The following is a 14,239-nucleotide window of genomic DNA, read 5'->3' on the forward strand; positions in this document are numbered from 1 at the left end:
TAGCATCTAGCATCTAGCATAAAAATATACAGGATTCACATGTACCAACTCAGCTTTTCTATGCCCGAGTTTCTTGAAAACTACTGGCATAAAAAACCAACCATCTTAAAGGGTGGCTTCCAAAACTTCGTCGACCCAATTTCGCCGGAAGAACTTGCTGGTTTATCGATGGAAGAAGAAGTGGATTCTCGCTTTGTCTCTAACCTCGACAATCAGTGGACTGCAGAACACGGCCCATTCTCTGAAGAAAAGTTTGGCGAATTAACCGAAACTCATTGGCAACTGATCGTTCAAGCAGCGAACCACTGGCACCAAGGCGCAAATCAGCTGACTGAGGCGTTCCAAGCGTTACCAAACTGGTTATTCGACGATCTCATGATCTGCTACTCAGCACCTGAAGGCGGCGTAGGCCCACATATTGATCAATACGATGTCTTCATCATTCAAGGCCAAGGCAAACGTCAATGGAAGGTTGGCGCTAAAGATGTTGGCCAATACAAAGAGACTGTTCAAGCGTCTGCACTTCGTCAAATTGAAGGTTTTGACCCAATCATTGATGAAACTTTAGAGCCGGGCGATATCCTTTATATCCCACCAGGTTTCCCACATGAAGGGAGCACGTTAGAGCCGTCAATGAGCTACTCTATTGGCTACCGCTCGCCTAAAGAACAAGAACTGATCAGCAACTTTGCCGATTTTGTGCTTGCTCATGATATGGGTGACGTACACCTGCACGATCCAGAATTCAAAATGCAAGAAGGCTACGGAAAAATTCGTTCATCGGATTTAAGCAATCTCACAGACATGTTGAAATCTGCACTAGAGCAACCTGAAACCATCAGTGAATTCATGGGTTGTCTGCTAAGCCAATCACGCCACCAGCTTGATATCGTTGCTCCAGAGCCACTATGGACTCAAGAAGAGATCGCTCAACACTTAGAGTCTGAAGGTGAGATTCACCGAGTATCAGGCTTAAAGGCGCTCTACCACGAAAATGAAAGCAACACTGCTTACATCAATGGCGAAGTGGTTAAGGTTGATGAAGCGGATTCTTCGTTACTCAACATACTTTGCGATGAGACCATGATTACCTCGGCTACTGCCCTATCTCCTTCGGGCATAACTGTCGTGACTGAATTGGTCAACAAAGGCTACTGGTTTATCGAAGAGTAAGCAGCGTCAACCGCTGGTTATTGCCTAGCCTCTAAATAAACGATTAAAAAAGGGACAAATGAAATCTTCATTTGTCCCTTTTTCTATTCAAGAACTGGTTAAGGCTTAATGCTTATACCTTGAACTGATTGACCAACTTCTGTTGTTGTTGAGACAGTTGGTCAATTTCATTGCCGACTTGCTCAGAAGCCGCGGCTTGCTCCAAGATCTTCGCACTCAAATCGCGAATATTAACCACGCTTTGATTTACTTCACCGGAAACCGATTGTTGCTCTTCGGCTGCTCGAACGATCTGACTGTTCATATCACTGATCGCCTCAATAGAAGTAAAGATCGACCCCAGATCTTCAACTGCTTTCTGAACGTGTAGTGCTGTATCGTTAGCTAGGATATTGCCTTCTTGTATTGCTTCAACGACATCTTGAGTTCCAGCATGAACCTTGTCGATCACCGCTCTGATCTCACCAACCGATGACTGGGTGCGACTTGCGAGGTTTCTTACCTCATCCGCAACAACAGCAAAACCTCGACCTTGTTCGCCAGCACGAGCCGCTTCAATCGCCGCGTTCAATGCCAGTAAGTTAGTTTGCTCAGAGATCCCTTCAATCACACTTAAGATCTCGGTGATGTTTCCGTTATTTTTTGCCAATTCTTCAACAATAGGAACAGCACTCGACATACGCTCAACCAGCTTTCTCATTTCACCGGCTGAAAGTTCGATGACTTGTTGCCCTTGTTGAGCAGAACGATTCGCTTCACAAGCAGCATCAACGGCCACTTCTGCGTTTTGTACCACTAAGCCCGCAGTTTGAGTCATCTCTTCGGCCGCTGTCGCCACAAGATCCACTTCTTTAAATTGAGATTCACTGCTTTCTCGAGTGCTTGATGCCGATGCTTTAGCCTGGCTTGTCGTGCTCGCCACTTGCTCAGTGGTGTGAATGACTTCTTTGATTGTGTGTTGCAGCTTATCTAGGAACAGGTTAAATCCTTTTGACAACTGACCGATTTCATCTTGAGACTTCACTTCCAAGCGCTGCGTCAAATCACCTTCACCTGAAGCGATGTCATTCAACCTTTCCACAACCTGACGAATCGGCTTCACAATAGACAACGAGGCAAACGCGATAATGGCTAAGCCAAAGATAATAAACACTGTACCGGCGATCACTTCTGTTTTGATGCCTTCACTTAGCTTAGTGCTAATGATGGAATCCAATTTATTTGCGTCAGCGACGACACTGTCTCTTGGGATCTCAAACAACACCCCCCAAGTTTGGTTAGCTGCAACAACAGGTGCAAAGGCAAGTAACCACTCACCGTTCTCGCTCCATTGCGTTGTCACTTCACCACCAAAGATAAAGTCGGTCATTAAATCACTGTTTGTATTGCCACTTTGGAAAGTTGAACCGACTGCAATGCTTGAATCATCAGAAGCGATGACCGAACCATCTAGACTAACCACGTAAGCTTTACCCGCACCGTTAAACAAGCTCTGGTCAGATTGAGTAATCACACTGGTTAAACCATCAAGTCTTAGATCAATACCAAGAAAACCAATAGCAACGTCGTCAGCCAAAATAGGGACTGAAATAGAGGACGTAAGTAGTGCTACACCACCGCTGTTCACGACTCTCGGCGTACTAATACACGTTTGCCCTGAAGACAAAGGACAGTAAAAACGTTCGCTATTGCTGTCATCATTCAAGATAGATTCTGAAAGAACGTTCGCTAGAACATTTTCACCGTTATCTGCCACCTTCCAGTAAGGAGCAAAACGACCTTTTTCGTTAGAACCAACATAATCAGCATCGACATAATTCGCATCTTCACTATCGAGCAAGTCAGGCTTGAAAACTAGATACGCTCCTTGAATAGAGTCGAAGTTTAAAACCGAGCGACGAACCATTTCATCCAAGGCGGTACGAAGCTCTTCACTTGGTGTAAAGTTTTCGTCTGCATTGTTTTTTAGAAACTGAGCACTGGCCGCAAGCATTTCTGCGCGGTAAATAGCTTCGTCTACATAACGTTGAGTTTCTTGAGCATTAAGCTGAGAAACAGACGCCAGCAGCTGCTGAGTTTTATTGATAACTGATTCTGAACTTTGAGATTTGATGACTTGTTGATTGCTCGTTGCGTTGTAGATCGAGAAACCAATAAGAGACAGTGACGTAATGATTAAACAACAACCTGCTAAGAGGGTTATTTTCCACTGTACCGATAGAGAGCGCATTTAATATCCTTATTTAAGCCAAAAGACTTCCATAACCATAACTATCACATCGACAACGAATTGCTGTACAAAATGTAAACAAGTTAGACGAATAGCTTAGCGGATAATTACAGCACAAATTGCTTACATATAAAACGAAAGTTTATACAAATGTTAATAGAGCGTGTTTTCTTCCTTTTTTCTGTGATTTAAAATGATGTACTCATATAATCATTGGCTGTGTTGCTTAGGTTTTAGCGCTTTGGACATAGCCAGAACATCGATATTTAAAGGAAGCCCACTCCACCCTCTCCCTCTTTAAAATGCAGTAACTTCGGATTAGTTTTTATAATCCAAGTTATAGATTTTTATCTTGCTCAACTTCACACTTTTTGATTGCTAAGCCCGCAATCAAGATCTAATATCTCGCGCCTAGATTCCCTGAACACTTTATTCATTTGGCTCTCCTTTAATGGAGCGCTAAGGCTTTTTACGTCTTAATTTTTGGAGAGATACGCAAATGTCCGCCTCGTTTCCATTAGCGAAACTTACCTTTTTAATCGCTATTCTGACTGCCGTAGGTCAAATGACTCAAACGATGTACGTGCCTTCTATCGGTCATATGGCAGGTGAGTTCTTAGTTTCGGCATCTTCACTGCAGGCAGTGATGGCGTGTTACTTGATCCCTTATGGTCTGTCGCAATTTGTTTACGGCCCACTTTCAGATCGCCTAGGTCGTAAACCGATCATCGTGATTGGTTTGATCATCTACATCATCGGTACTTTGGTAGCATTGTTCGCTCACGAATATGAATGGTTCTTAGCGGGCAGCTTTATCCAAGGTTTGGGCATCGGTTGTGGTGGTGCGATGTCTCGTACATTGACTCGCGACTGTTTTGAAGGCGCAGAGCTGCACCGTGCAAACAGCTTGATTAGCATGTGTGTGATTTTCTCACCATTGATGGCTCCTGTACTGGGTGGTTACCTAACAGAAGTTTTCGGCTGGCGTTCTAGCTACTTATTCCTTGCGCTGTTTGGTATTGCTGTTGTGATCACTATGATGACGAGCATGATGGAAACACTGCCGAAAGAACGACGCAAGCATGAATCGGTTGCCAACAGCTACAAGTTCGTTCTGTCTGATAAACGTTTCCAAGGTTTCTTATTGGTATTAGTCGCAACCTTTGCTGGTGTAGCCGTATTTGAAGCAGCGGCAGGTGTGTTGCTTGGTGGCGTACTTGGCTTACCGGCAACCACAGTAAGCTTGCTGTTTGTCTTGCCTATTCCAGGTTACTTAGTCGGTGCAGGCTTATCTAGTTACATCGCACAACGTCGCTCTGAGCGCCGTGCATTGAATGTTGGTCTGGTTGCGATATTGGTAGGCTCAACAGTGGTATTGATACCGGGTCTGTTTGGTCAAACAACAGCATTAACTTTGATTGGCGGTGCCACAATTTACTTCTTGGGCGCTGGCATATTATTCCCAGCAGCAACAACAGGGGCACTTTCGCCATTCCCGTACCACGCTGGTACTGGAGGTGCGATTTTAGGTGGTATGCAAAACCTAGGTGCTGGCATCGCAACACTATTGGCATCGTTCTTCCCAGCTCAAGACCAACTGCCACTCGGTTGCCTGATGATTGCTATGTCATTCATCGCTATGCTTGGTTTACGTTGGGTTAATCGTAAACCTGACCACTCAAACGAAATGCCATTGGCTATTTAACGTAAAACTCGAATCTTGCTAAACAAAGGAAAGGGACATACTGAAAAGTGTGTCCCTTTTTGTTGCACATTTATTCCTTCCACTCTCACGTATCAGTAATTTCATTTAACATTGCTTTGATTTTTTGAAAACAATAACAGACACTTACGATGAAGGTGCATATCCAGAATCCAATTATAAATAATATCACTGGAAGAACACCAACGTACCTGAACTCTCACAACAAAGGATGCTGGCATTAAAACGAGTAAGGTACACACTAAGGATATACAGATGCGTATCGCTTTAACCACATTAGCCGTATCAATAGCGCTTGTCGCCGGATGCAGCAATCAAGGAATCTCAACCATGAACCACTACTCTCAATCACAGCTCGTCGCTCAGCAAACCCAAGCACCCGTTGCTAAGAAAGTCCCTCACGCAATGACGATTCATGGTGAAACCCGAATCGATGATTACTATTGGATGCGCGATGATGCACGCCAAGATCCAGAGATATTGCAACAACTTGAGCAAGAGAATCAGTACGCAGATACGGTGTTGAAACATACAGAAGCAGCACAAAAACAATTATTTGAAGAAATTAAAGGCCGAATCGCGAAAGACGACAATTCGGTACCGGTTCGCAAAGGCAGTTACTACTACTCGAATAAGGTGACAGGCGACAACGAATACCCAGTTCACCTGCGTGAAAAAAACTTTTTAGGCACAGACAAGCAAGTCATCTTAGATGTAAACGAGCTAGCAAAAGAGCATGAATTCTTCAGTATTGGTGGCTTAACGATCAGCCCAGACGAAAACTTGTTGGCCTATGGCGAAGATACGCTAAGCCGCCGCATTTACACCATCAAGATCAAAGACCTCACAACAGGTGAATACCTAAAAGATGAAATTGAAGGCGCTTCAAGTGCTATCGCGTGGCAAAACGACAACCAAGCCTTCTACTACATCAAAAAAAATCCACAAACATTGCTGGGTTATCAAGTTTACCGCCACGTGTTAGGCACAGCTCAGGCAAGCGATCAGTTAATCTACGAAGAAGCCGATAGCGCTTACCACACCTCTTTGAGTAAAAGCAAAGATGGAGAACAGGTCTACATTTGGCATTCGAGCACAGAAACCAGCGGTGTCTCAGTCATCGATGCCAACAACCCAAAGGCTACAGCTGAGGCTTTCTACCCAAAAGAGACCGGCATAGAGTACAGCATCGCTAAGCTAGGTGATTGGTATTACATCTACACCAACTACCAAGCGGTCAACTTCCGTTTAATGAAAGTCACAACCGAAGAGATGCATGATCGCTCAAAATGGGTCGATGTCATCCCAGCAGACGATAATACTCAGCTTGTAGATTTCGAGTTGTTTGATGACCATCTTGTCTACGAGCAACGCGCGGATGGCTTGTCTACAGTGAAAGTTCGCCAACTCTCAACAGGCCACGAGTTTCCACTTGAATTTAACGACACCGCATTTGCCGCTTACCTAACGAGTAACTATGAATTAGATAACGCAAAAGTTCGTATCTATTACAGCAGCTTAACCACGCCAGGTACTTACTATGATTTCGACCTAAGTACAGGTGAATCCGAACTCATGAAGCAAACACCCGTATTAGGTGATTTCGAAGCGGATAACTACCAATCAGAGCGAATCATGATTACGGCTCGCGATGGTAAGCAAGTTCCTGTCTCTTTGGTTTATCGTAAAGACTTATTTAAGAAAGACGGCACTAACCCAATCTACCAATACGGCTATGGGTCTTACGGCTCTACGATTGAACCTACCTTCAGCTCAACTCGCCTAAGCCTACTGGATAGAGGTTTTGTTTATGCCATCGCACATGTCCGCGGTTCAGAAATGCTTGGTCGCCCTTGGTATGAAGATGGCAAAAAACTGACCAAACAAAACACGTTCAACGACTTTATTGATGTAACCAAAGAGCTTGTTGAAGAAGGCTACGGCGCGAAAGATAAAGTGTTCGCCGTTGGGGGGTCTGCTGGCGGTCTATTGATGGGAGCAATCATCAACCAAGCACCAGAACTGTACCGTGGTATTGGTGCACATGTTCCGTTTGTAGACATTGTGACAACCATGCTCGATGAATCGATCCCTCTAACCACCAATGAGTATGACGAATGGGGTAACCCGAACGATAAAGCCTACTACGATTACATGCTGGGGTACTCACCGTACGACAACATTAAGGTACAAAACTACCCGAACATGTTGGTAACGACAGGCCTGCATGACTCACAGGTGCAGTACTTTGAGCCAATGAAATGGGTTGCGAAGCTGCGTGAAATGAAAACAGACAACAACGTATTGCTGTTCAAAACCGATATGGAAGCCGGTCACGGTGGCGCTTCTGGCCGATTTAAACGATTAAAAGAAGACGCACTTGAATACGCGTTCTTTTTGGATTTACTTAAGACTCAATAGATTCTACGTAACTGTAAGTATTCACATCATTTAATGTCGCCATTTTGTCTCTACAAAGTGGCGACAGAAATTATTAAGCATGGTTAAATACGATGAACCATGAAATCCACCAAATCAAAAACCTTTAAAAACAAGCAGTGACAAAGGTTTACGAGAGGTATAAAAACAAATGAAAGTAATTAGCTTCAACATCAACGGTCTTAGAGCCCGCCTTCACCAACTGCAAGCTATTATCGACAAACACCAACCCGACGTGATTGGTCTGCAAGAGATAAAAGTGCACGATGAAGCCTTCCCAATTGCTGATGTTGAAGCAATGGGCTATAAGGTTTACTTCCACGGTCAAAAAGCCCACTACGGTGTGGCAATGTTGTGTAAGCAAGAGCCTATTTCTGTGCAGAAGGGTTTCCCAACAGATAATGAAGACCATCAAAAACGCATGATCATGGCGACGTTTGAAGATGAAAATGGTGAAAAGGTTACCGTGCTAAATGGCTACTTCCCTCAAGGGGATAACATCAAGCATGAAACAAAATACCCGTACAAACGCCAGTTCTACAAAGACTTGATGACTTACCTAAATGACTACCACAACAAAGACGAACAAGTCATTGTGATGGGCGACATTAATATCAGCCCTATCGACGCAGACATCGGCATCGGTGAACCTAATGCGAAACGTTGGTTGAAAACAGGTAAGTGCTCTTTCCAACCAGAAGAGCGAGAATGGTTGAAAACACTGATGGATTGGGGTTTTGTGGATAGCTTCCGCTTACTGCACCCTGAAGTAAACGACCAATACTCGTGGTTTGACTACCGCTCGAAAGGTTTCGTGGACAACCGCGGCCTACGAATTGATGTAGTACTTGCGACTCAGAAGCTTGCTGATAAGTGTACTGAAGCAGGCATCGATTACGAACTGCGTGGCATCGAAAAGCCGTCTGACCACGCGCCAATTTGGTCAACGTTTAAGTAATCAACAGCAACAGAATCTGCTCATAAAAAACGGCGCTATAGAAGCGCCGTTTTGTTAATTATGATGTGTAATTAGCTAAGTGGTCTTAAGTAAGCTAAGAAACGTTTCTCTGCGAATTTGAAAATCGCAATGATGATAAACGTCAACCCCATGTAAAACAGACCTGCTGTTAGGAAAGATTCAAACGGAGCATAGTAGCGAGAGTTAACCAAACGAGCTGCACCCGTTAGATCCATAATCGTCACAATACCTGCAACGGCTGAGCCGTGAAGCATAAAGATAACTTCGTTACTGTAAGCCGGTAATGCACGACGTAATGCACTTGGCAGAATGATACGTCGGTATGTCTTAGGTGTGCTCATGCCATACGCTTTTGCTGCTTCAACTTCACCTTTTGGTAAGCCGTTAATCGCACCGCGAATGATTTCAGCTGTGTATGCCGATGTATTAAGAATGAATGCCACCAAAGCACAAAACCATGCATTTTCCCATAGTGTATCTTTTACAGGGAAGAACTGATCCATTCCGTAGTAAATCAGGTACAACTGCACCAATAATGGCGTACCACGGAAGAAATAGATGAATGACCAAGCCGGAGCGTTAATCAGCATATTTGGGCTGTTACGAGCAATCGCTAATGGTATGGCTACGAATAAGCCAATAATCAAAGCGACACAAACCATCCAAGCCGTTGTCCATAAACCACCAAGGTAAATCGGTAGGCTTTCAATTATCAATGAAAAGTCCATAACTACCTCGCGTGGATACTGAATTTACGTTCAACCAGCTTAAGCAGGCCCGTTGAAACACTGGTGAAGAATAAGAAGATAATCGCCACTGTCATATAGAAGGTAAATGGCATTTTGGTTGAACCCGCTGCCAGTGCGCTAACACGCACCATATCTTCTAGGCCAATAATGGAAACCAACGCAGTGGTTTTAAGTAATACCAGCCAGTTGTTCCCAAAACCCGGTAATGCGTGACGAATCATCTGCGGTAGCAGTATGCGGTGAAACGCCTTTACAGGGCTCATACCATAAGCTTTTGCCGCTTCCATTTCACCGCTGTCGACAGCCATGATGGCACCACGGAACGTTTCTGCCATATAGGCACCGAAAATAAAGCCTATGGTTAAGACACCAGCAACAAATGGGCTGACATCAATATAATCAGGTAAGTAAGCGGTCCATTCGTGGTTAGGATCACTGGATGCAAACCACTCGTTGAGCCACTCGTTGATGGAATACAAACTGTTGTTTAAAAGGATTTGTCCACCAAAGAAAATCAGCATCATCAGTACGAGATCTGGAATGCCTCGAATGACGGTTGTGTAGAGGGTTGCAATAGCACGAGCCCAGCGATAAGGCGCGAGTTTTGCTAAGGCACCTAGCATACCAAGAACCATAGCTAAAATTAGCGACAGCAAGGCAACTTCGATTGTGAGCACCGCCCCTTTCAGGATCGACGCTTCATATCCTTGTAAATCAAACATAATGGATTCCAACAGAACTGCGAAAAAGTTGGTAAGACAGGGAGAGGAGAACCTCTCCCTTAAGAATTGACGCTAAAGATTACTGACCGTATACGTCGTAGTTGAAGTATTTAGCCGCGATATCTTGGTAGATGCCTTTTTCACGTAGTGAAAGGATTGCCGCATCTAATTGCTTAGTCAGATCTTTGTCTTGCTTACGTAGAGCAATACCAAAACCTTCGCCGAACCACTTAGGATCAGTTAGTGATGGGCCAACAAACTCGTAGTCTTCACCACCAGCTTTGTTCAGCACGCCTTCTTCTAGAGCAGATGCATCACCTAGTACAGCAGCAACACGACCGTTTGCTAGATCAAGGTAAGCTTCGTCGAATGAACCGTAACGAACGATCTCTACTGTATCGCCGTAGTTGTCTGTTAGGTATTTATCGTGAGTTGTTGCACGTTGAACTGCAATCTTTTGACCGCTTAGATCATCAAAGTTAAGGCCTGCACCTTTCTTAGCGATGAACTTGTTTGGGATAAGTGCGTATTTACCAGTGAAGTCGATTTTTTTCTTACGCTCTTCCGTGATAGACATTGCCGCGATGATCGCATCATATTTACGAGCAAGTAGAGAAGGAATGATACCATCCCAGTCTTGTGCAACGATCTTACACTGCACCTGCATTTCAGTACAAAGTGCGTTAGCCATATCGACATCGAAGCCTTTCAGTGACCCGTCAGCTTCTGTCCAGCTAAATGGAGGGTAAGCACCTTCAATACCAAAGCGTACTGTTTTCCATTCTTTTGCTTGAGCTACGCCCGTTGCAGCAGTTGCAGCAAGTGCCGCGACTAATAACCACTTTTTCATATCCCTACTCCTGTGATTTAGGTTTTTATGTTTTGCTAGTTTTAATATTGTGTTTGTTGTTGCTTATTAACTTACTTGTTGTGTTTTATTGTTCACACCGTCGCTGTTTACCGTTGGCAACGGCGTTTCAATTCTGATTAGTAAATCGATGAGATAAATTGTTGTAAACGTTCAGATTCAGGTTCCGTAAACAGTTTAGCTGGATCGCCCTGTTCTTCCACTAGACCTTGGTGCAGGAACATCACATGGTTTGATACGTCACGAGCAAAAGCCATTTCATGTGTTACCACAAGCATGGTTCTTCCTTCTTCTGCTAGATCTCGCATTACACCGAGTACTTCGCCTACTAACTCAGGGTCAAGTGCTGATGTTGGCTCATCAAACAGCATCACTTCCGGATCAACCGCTAACGCTCGAGCAATTGCCGCTCGTTGTTGTTGTCCACCGGATAAATGACCTGGGTAGTAATCTTTGCGCTCATACAAGCCTACTTTTTTAAGTAGTAGTTCTGCATTTTCAATCGCTTGAGCTTTAGGTACACCTAATACGTGAACGGGTGCTTCGATAACATTTTCGAGAACGGTCAGGTGAGACCAAAGATTGAAGCCTTGAAAAACCATCGCTAAGCGTGAACGGATACGCTGTACTTGTTTTTCGTTGGCAGGAACAGATACGCCTTGGCGGTTGTTTTTCATTTGAATTAATTCGCCATTAACCCAAATCTCGCCTGCAGTTGGTGTCTCTAAAAGGTTGATACATCTAAGGAAAGTACTTTTACCCGACCCTGAAGATCCGATAATCGATACAACATCGCCTTTATGCGCAGAAAGTGAAATTCCCTTTAAAACTTCATTTTGACCAAACGTTTTGTGTAGATCCTTTATGTCCAGCGCTGGTACATCTTTCATGCGCTTTCTCTCCCAAGTTTGTGAAAATGCAAGGTACTCCGACCTTTTCATGCGATACAAACTAGCACCACACGAAACAACATGCAACAAATTATTAACCTGATAAATTGGAATAAATAGCGATTCACTCTGACTTATTATGCAAAAGGTAGCGTTTTCGCCTCAATTTAATGAATGAGTTCTATCAATAAGCTGCAATTACACCCCTTACATTGTTTAAATAAAGTTAATCAAAATGAGATTCTCGTAGCTGGATGTCTCACAAGAAAAACACGTTTTGTGAACTTATAAACATTACTGTCGACAAAATATAGCGCACACATTCAGCACACTGCCCTCACCATAAAGCACAATTATTTTAAGGTTATTACATTGTAAGCATTTCACTCGGAACAGTTGGGAAGCAAGTAATAGTGAAATAACTCAGTAAGAATTGAGTATTGAACTCGAGCCATGACGACAAAGGCTCGAAGAAGATAGGTAAACGTCAATTTGTGAAAACTAATTACACGATTCATCAATGGGAAGTTAATGAATCGCTGCGTTTTGTAGCTTTCTTTCACATATACTCATAAAGTGATCAAGATCAATCACCCTAAAGGGTAAGCTTGTTAGACTCCTCAGCAAAGAATAAGGCATTAAAAATGCCAAACATTTCTTTTAACTTAGCTGCATAAAGCACATCAAAACCGTGCAACATGATGTTAATGAGTTATAACTAAGAAATAACGCAATTACGCAATTACGCGAACTTATAGAATTCAATTTTAGAATTACTAACATAAAATATGAGGAATCTATGTCAGACGTTGTGAACAATGCGAACTCTGAAGTAGAAGAGAAAAGCTATAAAGAGCTACACCGCCCTGCTTCTGAATTTGAGAACCGCTCAGATTATCTAGATCACGAACTTCAAATCATGAAGCCTCGCCGCTTTGGCCTAAACCTTCCTGGCCGTGACTTCCGCTTTGAACTAGAAGACCTTGTTCCTGCACTGGCTGGTACCATTGGTATCATCGCGATGTACTCTGCAGTAATGATGTCTTGGGCTGAAGGCCTAACTCAAGCTTGGGATCACGTAAACCTTGGTAAAGACTTTGCGATTGAAGTCGCTCGTGTAGAAATGCTTATCCCTGCACTGCTGTTCTGTATCCTTGCTTCTGGTTTCTTTAACCCTAAAGCTAACCTTGCCGGTAACCACGGCCCAATGATTCCTCTTATTGGTACCATCGCTCTTGCTGGTGCTCACCCTCTTGCATTGGCAATCCTTATCGGTGTCTTCGGTCTTATCCTAAGCTTCCTAAAAGGTGGGTCTAAACTTGTTAACCTTACCTCTGAAGGTACGGCGGGTGGCTTGCTCATCTTCTTGGGTCTAACCGGTACAATGAGCCAAATCAACTCAATTCAAGCTTGGGCTGTTGGTCTTCAGTCTGACACTGTCGCTGCTGGTAGCATGGGTTACATCGGTTTGATTGTTCTAGCCGTTACCATCGGTCTATATGCATTCCTTGCTAAAGTGAACAAGCGTTGGTTAGCAATCCCTGTTTGTGCTTTCACTGGTCTAGCTATTGCTCTAGTACTTGGTGCTGGTTTCGATATCAAATTCGTAACTGAAACAGGCATTCCAAACCTAAACCCAATCTACTGGTGGGGTTCTACTGAAGAAGGTTGGATGCTTGGTTTACCAAACGTTGAGCACTTCATCGCTTCTCTACCATTTGCAATCCTAGCAGTAGCAATGTGGTCACCTGACTTCCTAGGTCACCGTATCTTCCAAGAACTGAACTACCCTAAAAAGTCTGAAAAAGTACTGATGGACGTAGACGACACAATGACTATGTGTTCAGTTCGTCAAATGGTAGGTACAGCAGTTGGTGGTGGTAACATCACTTCATCTTGGGGTACTTACATGATCCCAGCAGCAATCGCGAAACGTCCAATCCCTGGCGGCGCAATCTTGCTTGGCTCTCTATGTATTATTGTTGCGATTCTTGGCTTCCCAATGGACGTAGCAGTATGGCCACCAGTGATGCGTGTTGCGCTACTTGTAGGTGTATCTCTACCTCTACTTGAAGCGGGTATGCAGATGGTTAAAGATTCAAAAGACTCTCAAGCAGCTGGTATCTGTATCTTCGGTTCAGCGGTTGTTAACCCAGTATTAGCATGGGCACTGACTATGCTTCTAGATAATAACGGTCTAATTGGTGATAAAGAGCGTGCGAAGCGTCTATCATTTGTAGATAAGATTGTTATCCCTGTTGGCGTTTTAGTTATCTGTCTAGTGGCAATGCTTGCAGTTGGTATGCTAGAAGGTCAGTATGGTCTAAAAGCTTGGCTATAATAGTCCTTACTACACAAAAGTAGTATTAGGATTAAAAAAAAGTTTGGGTGGCAACCCCTGCCACTCAAATTTTTTCAACTTTTTTTGGCATTTATTGATTTAGTTTAAGGTTTGCAGAAATTTTT

The 14,239-nt window shown here is 43.7% G+C and carries 10 protein-coding genes; 5 read left to right on the forward strand and 5 right to left on the reverse strand.

Annotated features, from left to right (window positions below):
• Positions 1-39 precede the first annotated feature (39 nt).
• Positions 40-1,173, forward strand: a complete 1,134-nt coding sequence (locus AB4503_RS01155; RefSeq protein WP_017070025.1) for a cupin domain-containing protein — start codon at positions 40-42, stop codon at positions 1,171-1,173.
• A 112-nt stretch (positions 1,174-1,285) separates the two neighbouring features.
• On the opposite strand, the gene AB4503_RS01160 is transcribed toward AB4503_RS01155, so the two are convergent.
• Positions 1,286-3,403 (reverse strand): methyl-accepting chemotaxis protein, encoded by a 2,118-nt coding sequence (locus AB4503_RS01160; protein WP_372113415.1) that lies wholly within the window; start codon positions 3,401-3,403, stop codon positions 1,286-1,288.
• 499 nt (positions 3,404-3,902) lie between these two features.
• On the opposite strand from AB4503_RS01160, the gene emrD reads away from it, so the two are divergent.
• The 3 genes from emrD to xthA all read left to right on the forward strand — a co-directional run bounded on the left by emrD (position 3,903) and on the right by xthA (position 8,523).
• Complete coding sequence (gene emrD / locus AB4503_RS01165; RefSeq protein ID WP_017065927.1) at positions 3,903-5,108, forward strand: multidrug efflux MFS transporter EmrD; 1,206 nt, start codon at positions 3,903-3,905, stop codon at positions 5,106-5,108.
• A 348-nt stretch (positions 5,109-5,456) separates the two neighbouring features.
• Positions 5,457-7,547: a S9 family peptidase gene (locus tag AB4503_RS01170; RefSeq protein ID WP_372113604.1), complete on the forward strand. Its 2,091-nt coding sequence runs from the start codon at positions 5,457-5,459 to the stop codon at positions 7,545-7,547.
• A gap of 169 nt (positions 7,548-7,716) precedes the next feature.
• Complete coding sequence (gene xthA / locus AB4503_RS01175) at positions 7,717-8,523, forward strand: exodeoxyribonuclease III (RefSeq protein WP_010437369.1); 807 nt, start codon at positions 7,717-7,719, stop codon at positions 8,521-8,523.
• A 71-nt stretch (positions 8,524-8,594) separates the two neighbouring features.
• Here the strand turns inward: xthA and AB4503_RS01180 are convergent, their stop codons facing one another.
• The 4 genes from AB4503_RS01180 to AB4503_RS01195 all read right to left on the reverse strand — a co-directional run bounded on the left by AB4503_RS01180 (position 8,595) and on the right by AB4503_RS01195 (position 11,773).
• Positions 8,595-9,272 carry an ABC transporter permease gene (locus tag AB4503_RS01180; RefSeq protein ID WP_017063494.1) on the reverse strand — a complete coding sequence of 226 codons (678 nt, stop codon included), beginning with the start codon at positions 9,270-9,272 and terminating at the stop codon, positions 8,595-8,597.
• A 2-nt stretch (positions 9,273-9,274) separates the two neighbouring features.
• Positions 9,275-10,015 carry an ABC transporter permease gene (locus tag AB4503_RS01185; RefSeq protein ID WP_017062124.1) on the reverse strand — a complete coding sequence of 247 codons (741 nt, stop codon included), beginning with the start codon at positions 10,013-10,015 and terminating at the stop codon, positions 9,275-9,277.
• Between the two features lie 79 nt (positions 10,016-10,094).
• Positions 10,095-10,865, reverse strand: coding sequence for an ABC transporter substrate-binding protein (locus AB4503_RS01190; RefSeq protein WP_010437364.1), 771 nt, complete (start codon positions 10,863-10,865; stop codon positions 10,095-10,097).
• 137 nt (positions 10,866-11,002) lie between these two features.
• Positions 11,003-11,773, reverse strand: a complete 771-nt coding sequence (locus AB4503_RS01195) for an ABC transporter ATP-binding protein (RefSeq protein ID WP_004736532.1) — start codon at positions 11,771-11,773, stop codon at positions 11,003-11,005.
• A gap of 799 nt (positions 11,774-12,572) precedes the next feature.
• Between AB4503_RS01195 and AB4503_RS01200 the strand changes: the two genes are divergently transcribed.
• A complete protein-coding gene (locus tag AB4503_RS01200; RefSeq protein WP_017070031.1) occupies positions 12,573-14,114 on the forward strand; it encodes a DUF3360 family protein in 1,542 nt (513 codons plus the stop codon).
• The last annotated feature ends 125 nt before the right edge of the window (positions 14,115-14,239 follow it).

The organism is Vibrio sp. 10N.222.55.B11 (genome assembly GCF_041473705.1).
Lineage (GTDB): Bacteria > Pseudomonadota > Gammaproteobacteria > Enterobacterales > Vibrionaceae > Vibrio > Vibrio crassostreae_C.